Origin of the sequence: Massilia atriviolacea (assembly GCF_003953935.1) — a bacterium.
GTDB classification, from domain to species: domain Bacteria; phylum Pseudomonadota; class Gammaproteobacteria; order Burkholderiales; family Burkholderiaceae_D; genus Telluria_A; species Telluria_A atriviolacea.
On the sequence record NZ_RXLQ01000018.1, the window covers coordinates 75,981 to 95,563 of the forward strand.

Below are 19,583 nucleotides of genomic sequence, written 5' to 3' on the forward strand. Positions count from 1 at the left end.
TGTATAATGGCGCTCTCACTTCTCGGCGGAAAGGCCGCACATGCACAATCTACTCGGTGTCATCGGCTGGTCCGGTAGCGGCAAGACCACCCTGCTCGAAACGCTGGTGCGCCAGCTGGCCGCCGACGGCCTGCGCATCAATGTCGTCAAGCACAGCCACCACGATGTGATGCTCGAACCGCCGCACAAGGATAGCGCCCGCCTGCGCACGGCCGGGGCGGCGCAGGTCATGATCGCCTCGCCGTTCCGGGTGGCCGTCATCCGCGAGCTGCGCGGCGAGCCGGAACCGACCCTGGCCGAGCAGTTGGCGCTGCTGGAACCGGCCGACCTGACCCTGGTCGAAGGCTACAAGTGGGAGTCCATTCCCAAGCTGGAAGTGCAGCGTCCGTCCTTGGGACATCCGCCGCTGTACCCGAACGACCCGTATATTGTCGCTGTGGCATCGGATGCGCCGCCGCCCGATGATTTGCCCGGCAACGTCGCCTGGCTCGACCTGAATGCGCCGGCGCAGGTGCTGGCCTGGCTCAAGGCCAGAATGAATTCGTCGCAAGCCTAAAGTTCGGGCCGACGGCGCCGTTACCATCGGTGATAGCCACTCAACCGGGAGAACTCTCATGGACGTTTCATCCATTGCATCACTGGCCACCAGCATGGCCGAAACTGGCGTCAAGCAGGAAGTCGGCTACGCCATGTTGAAAAAAGCGCAACAGATGGAAGGCCAGGTCGCTGCCCAGCTGATCAACGCGCTGCCGCAGCCCCAGCGCCTGCCGGCCAATCTCGGCAATACCATCAATACGACCGCCTGAATCCCGCGTCCCCGCCGCGGCCGTGCCGCCCGGTTGCCTCCCATCGACGGAGGAGCCGGGCTTTTTTACGTTAAAATCGGCCCTGGTACGGGATAAGTTGTAAGGAACTGAAAGGCACGCCGGATATGCGCGCGGCCGGCTTTACAATCGCCTCCGACCTGGCAGTTCCAGTTCCAGTTCCAGTTCCAGTTCCAGTTCCAATTGATACCATTCCAAGGAGATCCACCATGAACAAACGTCAAGCCCTGATCGCCGCCGCCCTCGCCGGCGTGTGCGCAGTTTCCTCCGGCGTGGCCGCCGCGCACGACGCGCCCATGTCCAAGGGCGACAAATCGGACAAGGAGAAGTGCTACGGCATCGCCAAGGCCGGCCAGAACGATTGCGCCAGCGCCAACGGTTCGCACGGCTGCGCCGGCGCGTCCACCGTCGACAAGGCGCCGGAAGAGTGGAAATGGGTCGCCAAGGGCACCTGCGAAAAAGCCGGCGGCAAGCTGTCGGGCAAGTAAGCGCGCACGGCGTCGTGAAGGGCGGGGCCGTGCCGGACGATCCTGTTGCCGGTCCGGCCTTGCACGGCGCCGGTGTCGGCTTGCGCGCGCCGCACTACCGCCAGTTCCTCGACGAGCGGCCGGCCATCGGCTGGCTTGAAGTCCACACCGAAAACTTTCTCGACCGCGCGGGCTGGGACTGGCATGTGCTGCGGGAACTGCGCCGCGACTATCCCATCAGCCTGCACGGCGTCGGCCTCGGCCTCGGTTCGGCGCGCGGGTTTTCGACGTCCCACCTGGAACGCGTCAGCGCGCTGGTCGAGCGGGTCGAGCCCATGCTGGTCTCCGAACACCTGTGCTGGGGTGCCGTTGCCGACCGCCAGCTCAACGACCTGCTCCCCATCCCGCTCAGCCAGGCCGCGCTCGACCTGCTGTGCGAGCGCGTCGAGCTGGTGCAAGACCGGTTGAAGCGCCGTATTTTGCTCGAAAATGTCTCCACTTACGTGCGTTATCGCGACGATACGATGAGCGAGGCCGAGTTCATGGCCGAGCTGTCCAGCCGCACCGGCTGCGCGCTGCTGCTCGATGTGAACAATCTCTACGTCAACCAATGCAACCACGGCGAAGATGCGCTGGCCGCCATCGCCGCCATCGCGCCCGGCAGCGTGGGCGAGATTCATCTGGCCGGCCATCTGGTGACGCCGCAGGCGGTAGTCGACCACCATGGCGACGTGGTGGCGGCCCCGGTGTGGGCCTTGTACGAAGCGGCATTGGCGCGCTTCGGGCGCCTGCCGACCCTGATCGAATGGGATACCGACGTGCCCGCGCTCGAGGTGCTGCTGGGCGAGGCGCGCCAGGCCGACCGCATCGCCAGCGCCTGGCCGGTGCGCGGCGCCGCCACCCCAGGGCGCGCACGCCAGCCCCGGCCGCCGGCATCGGCCGCGCTGGCCGAGACCCAGCAGCGCTTCGCGCAAGCCCTGTTCGATTACGGCAGCGAAGCCGGTGCGCTGGCGCAGTTCAAGGGCGGCGCCAGTGCCGACCGCTTCGGCTTGTATCGGGGCAACCTTGGCGTCACCTGGAACAAGGCCCTGGCGGCGGCCTGCCCGGTGCTGCGCCAGCTGGTCGGTGACGACTTTTTCGGCGCCCTGGCGCGCGCCTACGGCAAGGCCCATCCCTCGGTCGACGCCGACCTGAACCGTTTCGGCGCCGGTTTTGCCGGCTTCCTCGACGATTTTCCCCCTGTCGCCGATTATCCTTACCTGCCGGACATGGCGCGCCTGGAATGGGCGCTGCACCGCGCCCATTACGCCGCCGATGCGCCAGCCCTGGGCGCCGAGGCGCTGGCCAGCCTGACGCCCGATGCATTCGAGCAGGCGCGCTACGCCCTGCATCCAGCCTGCAGCCTGATCGGATCGCGCTGGGCCGTGGTGTCCCTGTGGCAGGCGCACCAGCCAGGCAGCGGCGTCGACTTTCCGGCGGACATGGATCGCCCCGGCGCGGCCCTGGTCGCCCGCCCGCTGTGGAAGACCGAGGTACTCGCCCTGAGCCCCGCACACGCCGCCGCGCTGGGCGCGCTGGCCGGGGGATATACTATGGGCGAGGCGCTCGATGCCGCATTCGCCCTCGACGAGCAATTCGATATCGGCGCCCATCTGGCGCAGTGGATCGCGCTGGGCATCCTGCTGGCGCCGGCAGACTAGGCCTTCTGTTCTGTACGGTCGTCCTCGCTGTGCGGAAGCGCGCATTTTTTCCGGCGCCTGGCCTTCGTGCAAAAGGCTTGCGTTTTACTCAAGCTATAATCATCCTTTATATCGATTTCATTCATGTCAATGAGCGCTGATCAAGTTATCGCCGAGTACCAGAACAATGGCAATGCCGTGTCCCCCTCCGTCGCGAATGCACTGCTCGCGCCGGACGTGCGGCGCGCGATCTACAAGCAGCTGGCCGCGGCGACCCTGGCGCCGTACCGCGCATTGCTGATCCAGCTGCTCGACGAGGAAATCAACCTGCGCACGGCCCTCTGGGACCACATCGTGCAGGACGATATGGATTACTACGAAGGCATCTACCAGTGCGCCTTCCTGCTGTACCGCGCCGGCGACGTGGCCGACACCCTGCTGCTGTGGAAAGCCAAGCACATCAACATGGACGTCGGCACCTCGCTGGGGGCCGAGTATTTCATCGGCGCCGGGCTGGACGCCACCATGGCCTACCTGGCCAGTTCGCCCATGCCCGAAGCGGCCGACATCGCCGATTACATCCAGCAATGGTTCGAACAGCCGGGCGCGATTACCTGGCAGGAAGCCTGGGAGCAGGAACGCAGTTCCGCCATCGCCAACGCCTGAGCCGGCCATGCTCGCACTCCCCGCGCGTCCCGCTTTTCTCGACTTCGACAAGCGGGCGTTCAGTGCGGCGGAGATTGCCTTCCTCCTGAGCAAACCCTCGATCCGCGGCCTCACCTTCAGCGGCTGCGACCTCGGCGACGCGGCCGTGCGCGCCCTGTGCGCCTTGCCCAAGCTGGAACGCCTGTGGCTCGACGGCAGCGCCGTGACCGACGCCGTCCTGCCCGACATCGCCCGCATTCCCGCCCTCAACTGGCTGGTTCTCAACAACACCGCCATCACCGGCGCCGGCCTCGCAGCCCTGGCCGGGCATGCCCGCTTGCGCCACTTGTCGCTGCGCCATACCCGGGCCGACGATGCCTGCGTCCAGCACCTGATTCGCATCGCGCCGCTGTCCTACCTGGACCTGCAGGGCAGCGCGATCACGCGTGCCGGCCTGCTGGCGCTGGCAGCCCATCCGACCCTGACACTGTGCACGGACGACACCCGCCCCGCAGAGCTGGACGATGCATTCGTGCGCGAACAGCGCCGCCTTGCCAGCCGCACGCCGCCCGGCTTCGTCCCTGGCGCGGGCGACGAGGCGGCTGCGCTGTCCGTCCTGCACGGCTTCTGGGATGGCATCAATGCCTGGGAAACCCGGCTCGCGCTCGACCAGGCGGCGGACCCGTTCCTGGCCGACTGGCGCCAGCCGGTGCGCGCCGCCGTTTTCGCGCGCTATTGCACGCCCAGGCACAGCACGTCGGGGCAGGCCGACGCCAGCAGTGTCGCAAGCCCGCCCACCTACGCGCAGCACCGCATCATCGATGTGGAATGGCTGTCGGCGCGCAAGCTGTGCGTGTACACGAACAACGGCCGCCATGGGCAATGCCGCTTTATCCTCATGAAGAAAGGCGGCACCTGGCTGCTCGATCACATGCAGAACTTGTTCGACGGGTGGAAGACGGGGTATCTGTAGCAGCCCCGGGACGGGGCAGGGCGGGAACAGCGGCGCGCGCGGACGCCGCTGGATGGATTAATGAAAAGCCCGCATGATGCGCGCTTCGCCGGACAGGTCGGCATTTTCCGCGTTGGCGGCCCTGGTCGCTTCGATCATGCGCCCGAGCTGCTCATCTTCGAAACGGGCAAGTTCTTCGGTCGCCGCATTCAGGGCCAGGGCCAGCTTGGCGCGGGCACTGCGGTATAACACGCTGGTGTACTGGTCCGTGTTCTTCAGCAATTCTTCCGCATTTTCGATCACGAGCCGCAGGTCGCCGATCAATCGTTCCTGGGTTTGCTGGTTTTCTTCAGGGTTATCCATGGTGGCCACCTTGAATCGGTTAATCACGTCTTAGAATATAGTCAAAACACGCAACTTCGTGTTTGTCGCCGCGCAAGAACGCCAGCGCGGCCGCCGTTCTTACTCAGCATATTTCTAATATTGCCCGATTACAAGGTGAATATGTCTGCGCTGGCGCAATCAGGCGCCGTCGGTTCCGCTGCTGCGCACCGAGATGCGCACGTCGCCGATGCCGACCACCTGGCCATCGCGGATCTTGGCGGTCTTGCGCAATTCCTTCTTGCCATCGACCGAGACCACGCCCGTGGCCACCAGGTTCTTGCCAGCGCCGCCGCTGTCGCACAGGCCCGACAGTTTCAATAACTGGTTCAGTTCGACGAACTCGCCCGCCAGGTCAAAAGTGACTTTCTGCATTTACCGCTCGTCCTAAAAGTGAGATAAGAACCGCAGTGTGGCGGGATCGGCGCGGAGAGTCAACGTTGCACGCGCCGCGCTCCCCGCTATTTACAAGCCCGGCCGGGTCATGTCGAGCGGCACGATCCACTCGTCGAACTGCTGTTCCGTCACAAATCCCAGCGCCAGCGCCGCCTGCTTGAGGGTGCTGCCCTCGTGCTGTGCCTTCTTGGCGATCTGGGCCGCGCGGTCGTAGCCGATGTGCGGCGCCAATGCCGTCACCAGCATCAGCGAGCGTTCCATCAGTTCGGCGATGCGTTCGCGGTTCGGCGCGATCCCGTGGGCGCAATGCTCGTTGAAGGAACGCATGCCGTCGGCCAGCAGGCGCGCGCTTTGCAGGAAGTTGTGGACAATCATCGGCTTGAACACATTCAGCTCGAAGTTGCCCGACGCGCCGCCCATGGTAATGGCGACATCGTTGCCGAACACCTGGCAGCACAGCATGGTCAAGGCTTCGCACTGGGTCGGATTGACCTTGCCCGGCATGATCGAGCTGCCCGGCTCGTTTTCGGGAATGCTGATCTCGCCCAGGCCGGAGCGCGGGCCGGAGGCCATCCAGCGCACGTCGTTGGCGATTTTCATCAAGGCCGTGGCCAGGGTTTTCAGGGCGCCGTGGGCGCCCACCAGCGCATCGTGCCCGGCCAGGGCCGCGAATTTATTCGGCGCGGTCTTGAAGCTGATGGCCGTGCGCGAGCCGATTTCGGCCGCGATGCGGGCCGCAAAGTCGGGGTGCGCATTGAGCCCGGTGCCGACCGCCGTGCCGCCGGCGGCCAGGTGCAAGAGGCCGGGCAGGGTGGACTTGATCGCATGCTCCGAGTATTCCAGCTGCGCCACATAGCCCGAGAATTCCTGGCCCAGGGTCAGCGGCGTGGCATCCTGCAGATGGGTGCGGCCGATCTTGACGATGTCGGCGAACTCGCGCGCCTTGATTTCCAGCGTGCCGCGCAGGCGCGCCAGGGCCGGCAGCAGCGCCTGCACCACGGCCTGGGCGGCCGCCACATGCATCGCGGTCGGGAAAATATCGTTGGACGACTGCCCCAGGTTTACATGGTCGTTCGGATGCAGCAGGCGGCCTTCGCCGCGCGTACCGCCGATCAGTTCGGAAGCGCGGTTGGCCAGCACCTCGTTCATGTTCATATTGCTCTGCGTGCCCGAGCCGGTCTGCCACACGGCCAGCGGGAATTCGTCCGGATGGCGGCCGTCCAGCACTTCGTCGGCGGCCTTGACGATGGCGTCGGCCTTGTCGGCCGGCAGCAGGCCGAGCGAACGGTTGACGGCGGCGGCGGCGCGCTTGACCTGGGCCAGGGCCGCCACCAGCTCGGGCGCCATGCGCTCGCTCGAAATGGCGAAATGCTCCAGCGAGCGTTGCGTCTGCGCGCCCCACAAGCGTTCCGCCGGGACCGCGATCGGGCCAAAACTGTCCTTTTCGATTCTTGTTTCCATTTAGCTACCTGTATATGTGGGAATGCGGTTAAAGACTTTATGTCAGCGTACGTTAATTACGGCAGGGCTACAGATTTCACTGGTCCTCCGTCATTAGCTGGTCAACATTACCATATATGCACTCTTCCCGAATCGTCCGGCTGGTCCGGTCCGGCACTACCCTGATTCCCGCCCTGGCGCTGGGCCTGATCCTGTCCGGCGCACTGGCTGGCGCCCGCGCGGCCGAGCTCGGCGAAGCCCTGGTGCGCTCCTACATCGGGCAGCCGCTGGTGGCCGACGTGGAGCTGACCGCGCTGGCCGATCCGGCCGCCAGCGTGCAGGTGCGGCTGGCCGATCCCGATGTGTGGCGCGGCGCCAATGTGCGCATGCATCCGGTGCTGTCGAACCTGACCATGTCGGTGATGCGGCGCGACGGCCGCCAGTTCCTCCACATCACCTCGGTCAAGCCGGTCGAGGGCGATTATGTGCATTTGTTTCTTGTGCTCGGCGAAGGCGGCAAGCGCGAAGTGCGCGCGCTCACCTTGTGGCTGAGCCCCGATCCGCAACCTGCGCCGCCACCGCCACCGCCGCCACCGCCGCCGGTTGCGGCCCCGGCGCCCGCGCCCGCCGTGCCCGTGCGCGCCGAGCCGGCCAAACCTGTAGCCCCGGCGCCGCGTCCGGTGCGCGTCCTGCAACTGCCGTCGGCCGCGCCGCCAGCCTGTCCGCAGATCAGCGAAGATCAACTCAAGACCTGTGCCGACCTCGACCGGAAGAACGGCATCCTGTCCGCCCGCATCGTCGAACTCGAAGAAAAGGTCAGACTGCTGCAAACCGCCATCGAAGGCAAGAGCGCGGCGGCCGGTCACGAGGCCGCCTCGGCCAGCCATGAAGCCGCCTCCGCCAGCCACGATGCCGCTTCCGCCGGCGCTGCGGCCGCTTCCGCCAGCCAGGCCTCGGCGCCTGCCGTCCCGCCGCCGATCCTCTCGCGCGCCGCCCTCGCCAAAAAGAACGCCGCCGCCAAGAAGGGGGACGAATTCCCCTGGATGCTGGCCGGTGGCGCCGCCGCCGGCGCGCTGCTCGTGCTCGGCCTGGCCGTCTGGTTCCTGCTGCGCCGCCGCAAGCGCAAGGCCGCGCTCGCTGCCGAGGCCGCCGAAACGCCAGTGCCGGAGGCGCCGAAAGCGAGCCTGTTCGCCAGGCTCGCGGCACGCTTCAAACGCAGGCCGAAGGAGCCCGCGCCGGCGGTCCACGTCGAGCCTGATGCCGGCTGATTCCCTTGCAATTAAAAAAATGTTGAAAAAAAGACTCTCCGCGCACAAAGTGGTCTACACAACTTCAAAAATTGCGCTATACTTGTTTCCGTAGTCCTGCGGGACTGCACAAACGGGCCCAGGATCTGGCGCAGCCACCAACGATAGTGTGGCGCGGCAAGCAGATGAACGTTGAAGAAACGCCTGTCCCCGGAAGCGGTCCGCCAGCCAACGATGCGCTTGCGGACGCCGGATGCAACCGGCAAGAGGCGACACCAGGAGATACCTGGTGATCGCTCTCCAGAATTCCTTCCTCCCCCCCATTCAATTTGCCTTCAAGCTATACTCTTCGGTGACCTTAATCACCGAAAGCGAGCACATGACGACGGCAGCAAACCCAGCACAAGCGCAATACGACCTGTTCCTGCAACGCGGACTCAAGCTCGACATGTCGCGCGGCAAACCATCTCCCGAACAACTCGACCTGTCCAACGGCCTGCTCGACGCCTTGCCGGGCTTTAACGCGGCCGACGGCACCGACGCCCGCAATTACGGCCTCGGCATCGGCCTGCCCGAAGCGCGCGCCTTCTTCGGCGGCCTGCTCGACGTTCCGGCGGCCCAGGTTGTGGTCGACAGCAGCGCCAGCCTGTCGCTGATGCATGATGCGATCGTGTATGCGCTGCTCAACGGCGTGCCGGGCGGCCAGCCCTGGGTCGGGCAGGAAGCGGTGTTCCTGTGCCCCGTGCCCGGTTACGACCGGCATTTTTCGATTTGCGAGGCGCGCGGCATCAAGATGATCAACGTGCCGCTGAACGACGACGGCCCGGACATGGATGTCGTCGAGCGCCTGGTTGCCGGCAACGCCAGCATCAAGGGCATGTGGTGCGTGCCCAAGTACAGCAATCCCTCGGGCACGGTGTACTCGGACCAGGTGGTGCGCCGCCTCGCCGCCATGAAGAGCGCCGCCCCGGACTTCCGCCTGATGTGGGACGACGCCTATCGCTTCCATCACCTCACCAGTGAAAACGTGCGCATCGCCGAGGTGATCGCCGAATGCGCCAGGGCGGGCAATCCGGACCGGGCGATCGTGTTCGCCTCGACCTCGAAGGTCACCTGGGCCGGCTCGGGTATCGCCGCGCTGGCGTCGTCGCCGGCCAATATCGCCTGGTGGACCAGGCATGCGGGCATCCGCAGCATCGGCCCGGACAAGATCAACCAGCTGCGCCACGTGCGCCTGCTCAAGGATGCGGCCACCGTGGAGGCGCTGATGACGCGCCACGCGGCGCTGCTCAAGCCCAAGTTCGACGCCGTGCTGGCGCAGTTCGGCGCGCACCTGGGCGATGTGCCGGGTGTGTCGTGGACGGTGCCGAAGGGCGGGTATTTCATCGACCTGGTGACGCCGCCGGGCGCGGCGAAGAAGACCATTGCGCTGGCCAAGGCGGCCGGGATCACGCTCACGCCGGCTGGCGCTGCCTATCCGTACGGGGTCGATCCGGAAGATAGCCACATCCGCATCGCCCCGAGTTTTCCGTCGCTGCCGGAGATTACCCAGGCGGCCGAGGGGATTGCGCTGGCCTTGAAGGTGGCGATGGCGGGCTGACCGGCCCTTGGACATGAAAAAAGCGCCCTCGGGCGCTTTTTTTCATCGGTCAAGCCGTTCAGTGCGTCGCGCACATCACATCGGACAACTGCCACGGTTCGGTAATCTCGCGCACCGCGCGGTCGTTGGCCATGATCTGCTTGAGCAAATCGATCTTGCGCATCCGGGGCGCGCCATCGAGGGCGGGCACGCCGGTCTTGACCGCCGCCGCCTGCTGCGCGCACTGGGTTTCCAGGGTCGCCAGGCCGTTCCAGTCGCCCGCTTTTGCCGCCACCGCCATCTTGCCAGTCAGGCCAGCAATATTTTCGTACATCGAGAGAACGTCGTTGGAGGTCATGCGCTCACCTGGCCAAAAAATTTAAAAGATTACCGCGTGTCCTGATAACGTCGGGTTCGCGCGGAACTTTAGGCCTTTTTCAAAAAAATCCGAAAATATTTTTAGCTTGCTTAATTGATAAGCTCTTCCAGTCCGTTACTCAATTCGCCCAGCGGCGCAATTCCGGCGAACAGCTCACCGGGGTCCACGCCCAGCCCGGTCGCCAGCGCCGGCGTGAAGCACGCCGCCAGTTCCTCGTCGTTCGGCTGGCGCTCCTCGTAGCGCGCGCGCAGCACGGCCAGGTGGATCACCGCCGCCATCCGGTACGAGGGCGACTCCGGGGTCGGATCGGAAAAATGGCGCAAGGTCTGGTGAAACAGGTCCGGAAACTTCCAGCGCAGCGCCAGCTCCGCCCCGACAATGCCAAAGTGGTAACCGAACAGCGCTTGCTCGGCCGCGATCCGGCCGTTCTCGTATGGCCCCACCGTCTGGTCCAGCTCGCGCGCCTGCTGCGCCACGCCCGCATGCATCACCAGTTGCCCGATCCCGTGCATCATCCCGATCGTGAACGCCAGGTCGGTATTGGCGCCGATCTGCTTGGCGATCCACTTGGCCGCCACCGCCGTGTGCAGGCTGTAGCGCCAGAAGCGTTTCAGGTCCAGCCCCGGCACCGTCTTGAAGCTGCCCACCAGGCCCGAACTGATGACCAGGGTGCGCACCGTGACGAAACCGAGCATGCGCACCGCGTCGCCCACATTGCCGATCCGGCGCGAGACGTGATAGTAGGCCGAATTGGCCAGGCGCAGCAGCTTGGCGCTCAGGACCGGGTCGAGCGAGAGCTTGCGCGCGATTTCCTCGACCGCCACGTCGGGGTCGTCGAAACTGCTGATCAGTTCCGCCACCACTTTGGGCGCGGAGGGCAGGGCGTTGGGGTTGTGCAGCAGGGCTTCAAGGGTCATCGTGTCTCCTGTTCGGGCAGGGTGACTATATAGAAAACCTCCGGCGCGCGCCACTGGCGCGCCGCAGTGCGCGTTTTTTGCACTCTGGCGCGGTATTCTGCAGTTTGTCGCATCGGGCGCCCATGGCGCCCGGGCCTCGATTACAGTGCTGGCTGGGAAAATCGCGCGCCCCCGGCGCCGCCACGAAGAGAGAACGCACATGACATTATTGAAAGCCCGGCGCCTGGCCGCCACCATCGCGCTGGCCTGTACCGCCTTCGCCGCCAACGCCGAAGCCCCGTACGCCTTCGCCACCACGCCGGGCAAGCTGCCCAAGGATATCGTGCCGGTGCAATACGCCGCCCACCTGATCCCCGACCTGGCCGCCAACACCTTCCTCGGCTCCCAGACCGTCGAAATCGAAGTACTCAAGTCCACCTCGCGCATCATGCTCAACGCCGTCGATATCGAGATCGACGCGGCCAGCCTGTCGGGCAAGAACATCGGCGCCATGAAACTGACGCCTGTCCTCGACAAGGAACAGGAGACCCTCAGCTTCGCGCTCGAGCAGCCGCTCGCGCCGGGACGCTACAACCTCGCGCTCAAGTTCCATGGCCTGATCAACCGCGAAGCGCGCGGCATGTTCCACATGAAGTACAAGGCCGGAACCGCCGCCCGCACCATGATCGCCACCAATATGGAGCCGACCGATACGCGGCGCCTGCTGCCGACCTGGGACGAACCGGCCTTCCGCGCCGCCTTCAAGCTCACCGTCGACCTGCCGGCCAGCTTCAAGGCCTACTCCAACACCCCCCTGGAACGCCAGGAAAAGCTCGACGGCGGCCTGCAGCGCTTCCACTTCGGCGTCACGCCCAAGATGCCGAGCTACCTGCTGGTGCTGGTCGCCGGCGAACTGGAACGGGTCAGCGCCAAACACGATGGCGTGGACATCGGCATCGTCACCACCGAAGGCAAGCTGCCCTCGGCCGCCTACGCGCTGGGCGCCACCAAGGACCTGCTGCGCTACTACAACAACTACTTCGGCCAGCCCTACCCGCTGCCGAAACTCGACCAGATCGCCATCCCCGGCGGCTTTAACGGCGCCATGGAAAACTGGGGCGGCATCGTCTACAACGAATCGACCCTGCTGGTCGACCCCAGGAAGAGCCCCGACAACGTGCGCCAGAATTCCTTCGGCATCAACGCCCATGAAGTCGCGCACCAGTGGTTCGGCAACCTGGTCACCATGGGCTGGTGGGACAACCTGTGGCTCAACGAAGGCTTTGCTTCCTGGATGGCGACCAAGGCCACCGAGCATTTCCATCCCGAGTGGCGTGTCCAGCTGGGCGCGATGGCCGACCGCGAAAGCGTCATGAACCTGGACGCGCGCAAGACCACGCACCCGATCCAGACCCCGGTGCTGACCGAGGCGCAGGCCGCCGACGCCTTCGATGCGATCACCTACGGCAAAGGACAGGCCTTCCTGCGCATGCTGGAGGCCTACCTCGGCGAAGAGCCCTTCCGCAAGGGCATCCGCGCCTACATGGCCAAGCACCAGTACGGCAACACCACCACCGCCGACCTCTGGGCCGCGCTCGAAAAGGCCTCCGGCAAGCCGGTCGAAAAACTGGCGTCCGACTGGACCACCCAGCCCGGCTTTCCGCTGCTGAAGGTCGAACAACGCTGCATCGACGGCAAGCGCCAGGTCACGCTCTCGCAGGAACAGTTCCGCCTGGACGAACCGGCCGCCGAAAAACGCCTGTGGAACGTGCCGGTGCAGGTCGGCACCGTGGGCGGCAAGGCCAGCTACACCCTGTTCTCGAGCGCCAGCACGTCCGTCACCCAACCGTCCTGCGACGGTGCGCTGGTGATCGACCCGGCCAGCGTCGGCTACTTCCGCGTGCAGTACGACCGGGCCGGCTTCGACGCCCTGGCCGGCCAGGCCGCCAGGCTGCCCGACACCACCCGCCTCAGGCTGCTGGGCGACACCTGGAGCCTGGTGCAGGCCGACCGCGTGCAGCTGGACAGCTATGTGAAGCTGCTCTCGTCCTACGCCGACGAACCGCGGCTGGCCGTATGGAGCGCCATGCTCGATCACCTGAACACGCTCGACACCCTGGCCGAAGGCGAACCGGAGCGCGCGCAGGTGCGGCGCTTCATGACCGGCCTGGCCGCGCCCAAATTCGCGCGCCTCGGATGGGACGACAAAGCCGGCGAATCGACCGAAGAGCGCCAGCTGCGCGCCCTGCTGGCTAACGCGCTGGCCAAGATCGGCGACCCCGCCGTGCTCGCCGAAGGGCGCGCCCGCTTCGAGCGCTTCCTGAAGGACCCGGCCAGCGTGTCGCCGTCGATGATCGAGTTCGTCATGCGCGTGGCCGGCCGCTACGGCGACGCCGCCACCTACGACGCCCTGGCCAGCCGCGTGGCGCAGGCCCAGACCGACGAAGAACGCAACCGCTACGCGCGCGCCATGGCGCTCGCACGCGACCCGGCGCTGGCCCAGCGCACCCTGAAGATGGCGCTCTCGCCCGACCTGTCGGCCCAGCTGACCTCCACCCTGGTGCCGGCCGTGGCGCGCAACGAACACGTCGAGCTGGCGTGGAACTTCGCTACCGCCAACCGCGCCGCCTTGATGAAGGACCAGGAATCGGTTGGCCAGAACCGCTTTTTCCCGAGCGTGGTATCGTCTTCCTCCAAACCGGCCCATGCGGACATGATGGAAGCCTATGTGAAGCAGAACTTCGGACCCGACGCCCAGGTCGAAGCGCAACGCGTGGCCAATGCCATCCGCACCCGCGCCGCCCAGAAAACCCGTCTGCTGCCGCAAGTGCGCGCGGCACTCAACTAGAACGCAGCAACAGAGAACACGCAAGGAAGCCCACATGAAAACACGCTGGACCCCGATCAAGACCGCACTGACCGTCGCCCTGTGCGGCGCCACGCTCGCCCTCGCGCCGGCGCACGCCGCAGGCCAGGATGGCGCCCCGGGCGCCAAAGCCGCCAGCGCCGCCAGCGCCGCCAGCGCCCCGGCACTGCCGGGCGACGACTTCTTCGCCTACGCCAACGGCGACTGGCTCGCCAACACCGAGATCCCGTCCGACCGCAGCAGCTGGGGCGCTTTTGCCGCCATGGCCGAAACCAGCAACGCGCGCATCGTCAAACTGATCGACGAAGTCGTGGCCGACAAGAAGGCCAAGGGCGACGCGCGCAAGGTCGCCGACTTCTACCAGGCCTTCATGGACGAAGCGGGCATCGAAGCGAAAGGCACGGCGCCCCTCAAGCCGCTGCTGGCCAAGATCGACGCCATCAAGGACAAGGCATCGCTGACGCGCGCGCTCGGTCAAGCCTTGCGGGCCGACGTCGACCCGCTCAACGCCACCGACTTCTTCACCGAAAACCTGTTCGGCCTGTGGATCGCCCAGGGCCTGAACGAGCCGGCCCGCAACACGCCCTACCTGCTGCAGGGCGGCCTGGGCATGCCCGACCGCGCCTACTACCTGACCGACAGCCCGCGCATGGCCGAGCTGCGCAGCAAATACAGGCAGCACATCGGCGCCATGCTCAAGCTGGCCGGCTACGCCGATGCCGAAGCGCGCGCCGCCCGGGTGTTCGACCTCGAAATGAAGATCGCCCAGTCGCACGCCAGCCGCGAAGACTCGGCCGACGTCCTCAAGGCCAACAACAACTGGACCGTCAAGGACTTTGCCGCCAACGCGCCCGGCATGGACTGGAGCGCCTTCTTCAGGAGCGCCGGCCTGTCCGGCGCGCAGAAGTTCATCGTCTGGCACCCGAGCGCCGTGAAAGGCGCCGCCGCGCTGGTCGACAGCACCGACGTGGCGACCTGGAAGGACTTCCTCGCCTTCCACCAGGTGAACCACCTCGCCCCGACGCTGCCGAAAGCCTTCGCCGACCAGCACTTCGAATTTGCCGGCAAGGCGTTGAGCGGCACGCCGCAGCAATCGCCGCGCTGGAAGCGCGCGCTGGCCGCCACCAACGAGGTGCTCGACGAACCGGTCGGCCGCCTGTACGTCGAACGCCACTTCCCGGCCGAGAACAAGGCGCGCGTGCAGAAAATGGTCGGCAATATCATCGCCGCTTTCAGCAAGCGCATCGACCAGCTGGACTGGATGGCCCCGGCCACCCGCGCCCAGGCGCAGGAAAAGCTCAAGACCATGCACGTCGGCGTGGCCTACCCGGACCGCTGGCGCTCCTACGCCGGGCTGAAGATCGTGCCGGGCGATGCCTTGGGCAACGCCGTGCGCGCCGAACAGTTCCACTACGCGCAGGAAGTCGCGCGCCTCGGGCAAAAGGTCGACCGCACCGCCTGGGCCATGCCGCCGCAGCTGGTCAACGCGGTCAACCTGCCGCTGCAAAACGCCATGAACTTCCCGGCCGCGATCTTGCAGCCGCCGTTCTTCGACCCCAAGGCGTCCGACGCCGCCAATTATGGCGCCATCGGCTCCATCATCGGCCACGAGATCAGCCACAGCTTCGACGACCAGGGCGCGCAGTTCGACGCCCAGGGCCGCCTGCGCGACTGGTGGACCAAGGAAGACATGGCCCACTTCAAGGGCGCCGCCGACAAGCTGGTGGCGCAGTTCAACGCCTACAAACCGTTCCCCGACCTGGCGGTGAACGGCCAGCTGACCCTGAGCGAAAACCTGGCCGACCTGGCCGGCGTGGCGGCCGCCTACGACGCCTACAAAGCCTCGCTGGGCCGGAATGCGCCGGCCGACGCCGACAAGCAGTTCTTCCTCGGCTACGCGCATGCGTGGCAGACCAAGGTGCGCGAAGCGGCCGCGCGCCAGCGCGTGCTGACCGACGGCCACGCGCCGGCCGAATACCGCACCGCCATCGTGCGCAACCTGGAGCCGTGGTACAAGGCTTTCGACGTCAGGCCCGGCCAGGCCCTGTACCTGGCGCCGGCCGACCGCGTGAAAGTCTGGTAGGGAAGGGCGCGCCATGAGCGAGGACATCGACGCCATCACGCGCCGCACGCTGGCGCATTACGACAGCACCGCGCAGCAGTTCTTCCGCGGTACGGTGGACCACGACGTCAGCCAGAACATCGCGGCGCTGCTGGACGCCATCGAGGGCGAGGCGCCGTACACCCTGCTCGACCTGGGCTGCGGCCCGGGGCGCGACCTGAAGACCTTCAGCGCCCTTGGCCACCGCGCCATCGGCCTCGATGGCGCGGGCGAATTCGCGGCCATGGCGCGCGCCTACAGCGGCTGCGAAGTGTGGCTGCAGGACTTCGTGCACCTCGACCTGCCGGCAGGGATGTTCGACGGCGTGTATGCCAACGCGGTGCTGTTCCACGTGCCCAGCCGCGCGCTGCCGAAGGTGCTGGAGGATCTGTACGCGGCGCTGAAACCGGGCGGCGTGCTGTTCAGCTCCAATCCGCGCGGCAACAACCAGGAAGGCTGGAACGGGCCGCGCTACGGCAGCTACTACGACCTGGAGACCTGGCAGGAGTACATGACCGCAGCCAAGTTTTCTCCCCTGCATCATTACTACCGTCCGGACGGCTTGCCGCGCGAACAGCAGCCATGGCTGGCGAGTGTGTGGCGCAAGCCTTTAGGTTAAGTAGCGAACGGAACAGCCGAACGGAAAGGCGTAATCTGGGTCCGTCGCACAGTCCAGTGCGCTCCGCAGTTTAACTCACCAGATGAGGTACTTAAGATGAACAAGGACCAAGTTAAAGGTAAAGCGAAAGACATCGGCGGCAAGATCCAGGAAGAAGTCGGCAAGGTCGTTGGCAGCAGCGAACAGCAGGCCAAAGGGCTGTCGAAGCAAGTCGAAGGCAAAGCCCAGGAAAAATTCGGCGACGCCAAGGAAATCATCAAGGACCAGGGCAACCGCTGATCCAGCGCTGATTCCCCCTACAACCGGGGTCAGAGCTTTAATTAGAAATCTTTCTAATTAAAGCTCTGACCCCGGTGTCGTTTACCCGTCCAGTTTGCTTGAGCCCTTGCTTCGATCGGACAAAACGCGGTTAGCCGTCTACTGATGCCGCAATCTTCATTTTTGGAAATAGATATCCGCTGTGTTGCTAAGGGGGAGGCGGCGCTTTGACGGGAAATCTTTCTAATTAAAGCTCTGACCCCGGTTGAGGGAAGGTGGTTGAAGGTTAATTTTTTCTTATGTGCGGGAGCGAACTGAGCAGTTTCGAGCTCGGCAGTATGATGGCTTCACTACATCGCCACCCCGGCCATGTGCACTTAAGGAGCCTTACCATGAACAAAGATCAAGTCAACGGCAAACTGCAAGACATCGGCGGCAAAATCCAGGAAGAAGCTGGCAAACTGGTCGGTAGCACCGAGCAGCAGGCAAAGGGCCTGCAAAACCAGGTCGAAGGCAAGACCCAGGAAAAAATCGGCGACCTCAAGGAAGCCGTCAAGGATGCGACCAACTGATTGGTCCGCACTCATGAAAAAAGCCGCGACGCTCGCGGCTTTTTTTACGTCCGGCCTGGGCGCCCTTACTTCGGCGCGTCTGCCAGGTTCTTCTTGAAGAACGCTTCGATGGTGCCGTACACGTGGCGCTGTCCCGGCCGCGATGAAATCCCGTGCTTGGCGCCCGGGTAGGTCATCAGGTCGAAACGCACGTTGCGGTTGACCAGGACATCGATCAGGCGCGTCGTATTCGTAAACAGCACGTTATCGTCGGCCATGCCGTGCACCAGCAGCAGCGGCGAGGTCAAGCCGTCCAGGTGCGCGAACACGCCGCTGCTCTTGTACGCGTCCGGCTGCCCTTTCGGCGTGCCGCCCACATAGCGCTCGGTGTAGTGGGTGTCGTACAGCGCCCAGTCGGTGACCGGCGCGACCGAAACGCCCATGGCGATCTTGTCGGACGCCGCCGCCAGCAAACGCAGGGTCATGAAGCCGCCATAGCTCCAGCCGAATACGCCGATCCGCCTGGAGTCCACGAACCCCTGCTTGCCCAGCCAGTCGATGCCGGCCAGCTGGTCTTCGACTTCGTGCTTGCCCAGGCCATTGTAGATCGCGTCGGTGAAGGCGCGCTCGCGCCGCCAGGAGCCGCGGTTATCGAGGCGGAACACCACGAAGCCTTGCTGCGCCATGTACTGGTCGAAGTAGTTGCCCCATTTGCGCGAGACGTGCTGCGCGTGCGGCCCGCCATAGGTCGACAGGTACACCGGATACTTCTTGGCGGCGCTGAAGTCCGACGGCTTGATCATCGAGTAGTACAGGGTCTGGCCGTCGTTGGCCTTGATGGTGCCGTATTCGGTGGCCAGGTGATCCGACTTGTATTTGGCGTACGGGTGATCGGCATTGAGCTCGTTCTTCTCCAGCCAGCCGACCATCGAGCCGTCCGGACGGCGGATCGAAATCTGCGGCGGCGTGGCCGGGTCGGAGAAGGTGTCGACAAAGACTTCGCCGTTGCGCGAGAACGCCGCTTCGTGCCAGCCGTCGCCCTTGGTGATGCGCACCGGCTTGTTGGCGCCGCTGCCGTCCAGCGCCAGCGCGTAGGTCTGCTTGTCGATCACCGCGTCGCGGTTCGAGGCCACGTACACGCGGCCGGTTTTTTCGTCCACGGCCAGCACATTGTCGATGCCCCATTCGCCGCTCGACACAGGGTGCAGCAGCTTGCCATCGAGGTCGTACAGGTACAGGTGATTGCGCCCGCTGCGCTCGGACGACCACAGGAAGGCATTGCGCTTGCTAAGGAAGCGCAGGTCGTCGTGGATGCTGACCCAGGTCTTCGAGGTTTCGGTGAGCAGGGTGCGCTGCGCCAGCGTGGCGGCATCGACCGAGATCAGGTCGAGGCGCTTCTGGTCGCGCGACTGCAGCTGGTACAGCAGCTGCTTGCTGTTGGCGCTCCAGTCGGCGCGCACCAGGTAGATATCCCGGTTCGGGCCCAGGTCGACCTTGCGCTGCGCGCCGGTAGTGGGCGAGACGATCATCAGGTCGACCAGCACGTTGGCGTCGCCGGCGGCCGGATAGCGCTGTTCGACGACGTCGGTGCGGTCGGCAAAGATCTCGAAGCGGCGCACCACCGGCACCGGCGCTTCGTCGTAGCGCTTGTAGGCGATGGCCGAATCGTCCGGCGCCCAGTAGTAACCGGTGCGCTGGCCCATTTCTTCCTGCGCCACGAATTCGGCTTCGCCGTTGAAGATGGTGCCTGCGCCGTCGCTGGTGAGCTGCTTCTCGGCGCCCGAGACCAGGTCGATCACGTACAGGTTCTGCTTGCGCACGAAGGAGACGTAGCGGCCCTTCGGCGAAATCTTCGGATCGGCCACATTGCCGGTGGCGACCTTGCGCGCGGCCTGCGGCTTGGCCGCGTCGACCAGGTACAGGTCACCGGCGATCGGCACCAGCAGCTGCTTGCCGTCCGGCGACCAGCTGTAATTGAGGATGCCGGTCAGGCTGGCGGTGCGCGCGCGTTCGCGCCGTGCCTGCTCTTCGGGCGACAGGCTCTCGTTCGGGACCAGCAGTTTGGAGTCGACCAGGCGCTTCGAGGTCTTGTCCTTCATGTTGAATTCCCAGAGGTCGAGCTGGAACTGGTTGTCCTGGCGACCGCGCAGGTAGGTGACGCGCGCGCCGTCCGGGGATACGCGCAGGTTGCGCACGCCCGGTCCCGCCAGCGCCGGGTCGGCGTGGATGCGGTCCAGTGTCAGGCGCTCGGCGGATGCGGGAACGCTGGACAATGCGGCTAGAAAGCAGAGAAGAAATCGCAT

The 19,583-nt window shown here is 65.4% G+C and carries 19 protein-coding genes; 13 read left to right on the forward strand and 6 right to left on the reverse strand.

The genetic code is table 11. The annotated features are described in order from the left end of the window. Window positions 1-40: 40 nt before the first annotated feature. The 6 genes from mobB (at window position 41) to EJB06_RS26080 (ending at window position 4,588) form a co-directional block, all read left to right on the forward strand. Window positions 41-556: a molybdopterin-guanine dinucleotide biosynthesis protein B gene (gene mobB / locus EJB06_RS26055; protein WP_126076952.1), complete on the forward strand. Its 516-nt coding sequence runs from the start codon at window positions 41-43 to the stop codon at window positions 554-556. 58 nt (window positions 557-614) lie between these two features. Next, window positions 615-806, forward strand: a complete 192-nt coding sequence (locus tag EJB06_RS26060) for a YjfB family protein (protein ID WP_126076953.1) — start codon at window positions 615-617, stop codon at window positions 804-806. A 227-nt stretch (window positions 807-1,033) separates the two neighbouring features. Continuing rightward, complete coding sequence (locus tag EJB06_RS26065) at window positions 1,034-1,312, forward strand: BufA1 family periplasmic bufferin-type metallophore (protein WP_126076954.1); 279 nt, start codon at window positions 1,034-1,036, stop codon at window positions 1,310-1,312. 29 nt (window positions 1,313-1,341) lie between these two features. Next, window positions 1,342-2,991, forward strand: a complete 1,650-nt coding sequence (gene bufB, locus EJB06_RS26070; protein ID WP_229427293.1) for an MNIO family bufferin maturase — start codon at window positions 1,342-1,344, stop codon at window positions 2,989-2,991. Window positions 2,992-3,168: 177 nt separating this feature from the next. Beyond that, complete coding sequence (locus tag EJB06_RS26075) at window positions 3,169-3,636, forward strand: hypothetical protein (protein ID WP_126076956.1); 468 nt, start codon at window positions 3,169-3,171, stop codon at window positions 3,634-3,636. Between the two features lie 7 nt (window positions 3,637-3,643). Then, the gene (locus tag EJB06_RS26080) at window positions 3,644-4,588 is read left to right on the forward strand and encodes an NTF2 fold immunity protein (protein ID WP_126076957.1); all 945 of its coding nucleotides are present in this window, start codon (window positions 3,644-3,646) and stop codon (window positions 4,586-4,588) included. A gap of 57 nt (window positions 4,589-4,645) precedes the next feature. On the opposite strand, the gene EJB06_RS26085 is transcribed toward EJB06_RS26080, so the two are convergent. The 3 genes from EJB06_RS26085 to fumC all read right to left on the reverse strand — a co-directional run bounded on the left by EJB06_RS26085 (window position 4,646) and on the right by fumC (window position 6,805). After that, complete coding sequence (locus EJB06_RS26085) at window positions 4,646-4,930, reverse strand: DUF883 family protein (protein WP_126076958.1); 285 nt, start codon at window positions 4,928-4,930, stop codon at window positions 4,646-4,648. A gap of 159 nt (window positions 4,931-5,089) precedes the next feature. Continuing rightward, window positions 5,090-5,323, reverse strand: a complete 234-nt coding sequence (locus EJB06_RS26090; protein ID WP_126076959.1) for an RNA-binding S4 domain-containing protein — start codon at window positions 5,321-5,323, stop codon at window positions 5,090-5,092. A 90-nt stretch (window positions 5,324-5,413) separates the two neighbouring features. Further along, a complete protein-coding gene (gene fumC / locus EJB06_RS26095; RefSeq protein ID WP_126076960.1) occupies window positions 5,414-6,805 on the reverse strand; it encodes a class II fumarate hydratase in 1,392 nt (463 codons plus the stop codon). Window positions 6,806-6,921: 116 nt separating this feature from the next. On the opposite strand from fumC, the gene EJB06_RS26100 reads away from it, so the two are divergent. Continuing rightward, window positions 6,922-8,052, forward strand: a complete 1,131-nt coding sequence (locus EJB06_RS26100) for a type IV pilus assembly protein FimV (RefSeq protein ID WP_126076961.1) — start codon at window positions 6,922-6,924, stop codon at window positions 8,050-8,052. Between the two features lie 358 nt (window positions 8,053-8,410). Then, a complete protein-coding gene (locus EJB06_RS26105; RefSeq protein ID WP_126076962.1) occupies window positions 8,411-9,631 on the forward strand; it encodes an aspartate aminotransferase type Ic in 1,221 nt (406 codons plus the stop codon). Between the two features lie 58 nt (window positions 9,632-9,689). Here the strand turns inward: EJB06_RS26105 and EJB06_RS26110 are convergent, their stop codons facing one another. Both EJB06_RS26110 and EJB06_RS26115 read right to left on the reverse strand, forming a co-directional pair. After that, window positions 9,690-9,968, reverse strand: coding sequence for a flagellar protein FliT (locus EJB06_RS26110; protein WP_126076963.1), 279 nt, complete (start codon window positions 9,966-9,968; stop codon window positions 9,690-9,692). Window positions 9,969-10,078: 110 nt separating this feature from the next. Next, a complete protein-coding gene (locus EJB06_RS26115; RefSeq protein ID WP_126076964.1) occupies window positions 10,079-10,906 on the reverse strand; it encodes an HDOD domain-containing protein in 828 nt (275 codons plus the stop codon). Window positions 10,907-11,105: 199 nt separating this feature from the next. Here EJB06_RS26115 and EJB06_RS26120 point away from each other — a divergent pair, with 199 nt between their 5' ends. From EJB06_RS26120 to EJB06_RS26140, 5 genes are all read left to right on the forward strand, one after another. Next, entirely contained in the window at window positions 11,106-13,733 is a 2,628-nt protein-coding gene (locus EJB06_RS26120) for a M1 family metallopeptidase (protein WP_126076965.1), read from the forward strand. 34 nt (window positions 13,734-13,767) lie between these two features. After that, the gene (locus EJB06_RS26125) at window positions 13,768-15,834 is read left to right on the forward strand and encodes a M13 family metallopeptidase (protein WP_126076966.1); all 2,067 of its coding nucleotides are present in this window, start codon (window positions 13,768-13,770) and stop codon (window positions 15,832-15,834) included. 13 nt (window positions 15,835-15,847) lie between these two features. After that, window positions 15,848-16,471 (forward strand): class I SAM-dependent methyltransferase, encoded by a 624-nt coding sequence (locus EJB06_RS26130; protein ID WP_126076967.1) that lies wholly within the window; start codon window positions 15,848-15,850, stop codon window positions 16,469-16,471. Window positions 16,472-16,567: 96 nt separating this feature from the next. Continuing rightward, complete coding sequence (locus EJB06_RS26135) at window positions 16,568-16,750, forward strand: CsbD family protein (RefSeq protein ID WP_126076968.1); 183 nt, start codon at window positions 16,568-16,570, stop codon at window positions 16,748-16,750. A 371-nt stretch (window positions 16,751-17,121) separates the two neighbouring features. Beyond that, window positions 17,122-17,301: a CsbD family protein gene (locus tag EJB06_RS26140; protein WP_126076969.1), complete on the forward strand. Its 180-nt coding sequence runs from the start codon at window positions 17,122-17,124 to the stop codon at window positions 17,299-17,301. 65 nt (window positions 17,302-17,366) lie between these two features. Here the strand turns inward: EJB06_RS26140 and EJB06_RS26145 are convergent, their stop codons facing one another. Then, on the reverse strand, window positions 17,367-19,583 hold the full coding sequence (locus EJB06_RS26145) for a S9 family peptidase (protein WP_126076970.1): 2,217 nt from the start codon (window positions 19,581-19,583) through the stop codon (window positions 17,367-17,369).

Excerpts from the sequence above, each read along its gene's own strand:
- mobB (WP_126076952.1), top strand. The coding sequence starts at position 41 with ATGCACAATCTACTCGGTGTCATCGGCTGGTCCGGTAGCGGCAAGACC.
- EJB06_RS26060 (WP_126076953.1), top strand. The coding sequence starts at position 615 with ATGGACGTTTCATCCATTGCATCACTGGCCACCAGCATGGCCGAAACT.
- EJB06_RS26065 (WP_126076954.1), top strand. The coding sequence starts at position 1,034 with ATGAACAAACGTCAAGCCCTGATCGCCGCCGCCCTCGCCGGCGTGTGC.
- EJB06_RS26080 (WP_126076957.1), top strand. The coding sequence starts at position 3,644 with ATGCTCGCACTCCCCGCGCGTCCCGCTTTTCTCGACTTCGACAAGCGG.
- EJB06_RS26085 (WP_126076958.1), bottom strand. The coding sequence starts at position 4,930 with ATGGATAACCCTGAAGAAAACCAGCAAACCCAGGAACGATTGATCGGC.
- EJB06_RS26090 (WP_126076959.1), bottom strand. The coding sequence starts at position 5,323 with ATGCAGAAAGTCACTTTTGACCTGGCGGGCGAGTTCGTCGAACTGAAC.
- fumC (WP_126076960.1), bottom strand. The coding sequence starts at position 6,805 with ATGGAAACAAGAATCGAAAAGGACAGTTTTGGCCCGATCGCGGTCCCG.
- EJB06_RS26100 (WP_126076961.1), top strand. The coding sequence starts at position 6,922 with ATGCACTCTTCCCGAATCGTCCGGCTGGTCCGGTCCGGCACTACCCTG.
- EJB06_RS26105 (WP_126076962.1), top strand. The coding sequence starts at position 8,411 with ATGACGACGGCAGCAAACCCAGCACAAGCGCAATACGACCTGTTCCTG.
- EJB06_RS26110 (WP_126076963.1), bottom strand. The coding sequence starts at position 9,968 with ATGACCTCCAACGACGTTCTCTCGATGTACGAAAATATTGCTGGCCTG.
- EJB06_RS26115 (WP_126076964.1), bottom strand. The coding sequence starts at position 10,906 with ATGACCCTTGAAGCCCTGCTGCACAACCCCAACGCCCTGCCCTCCGCG.
- EJB06_RS26120 (WP_126076965.1), top strand. The coding sequence starts at position 11,106 with ATGACATTATTGAAAGCCCGGCGCCTGGCCGCCACCATCGCGCTGGCC.
- EJB06_RS26125 (WP_126076966.1), top strand. The coding sequence starts at position 13,768 with ATGAAAACACGCTGGACCCCGATCAAGACCGCACTGACCGTCGCCCTG.
- EJB06_RS26130 (WP_126076967.1), top strand. The coding sequence starts at position 15,848 with ATGAGCGAGGACATCGACGCCATCACGCGCCGCACGCTGGCGCATTAC.
- EJB06_RS26135 (WP_126076968.1), top strand. The coding sequence starts at position 16,568 with ATGAACAAGGACCAAGTTAAAGGTAAAGCGAAAGACATCGGCGGCAAG.
- EJB06_RS26140 (WP_126076969.1), top strand. The coding sequence starts at position 17,122 with ATGAACAAAGATCAAGTCAACGGCAAACTGCAAGACATCGGCGGCAAA.
- EJB06_RS26145 (WP_126076970.1), bottom strand. The coding sequence starts at position 19,583 with ATGCGATTTCTTCTCTGCTTTCTAGCCGCATTGTCCAGCGTTCCCGCA.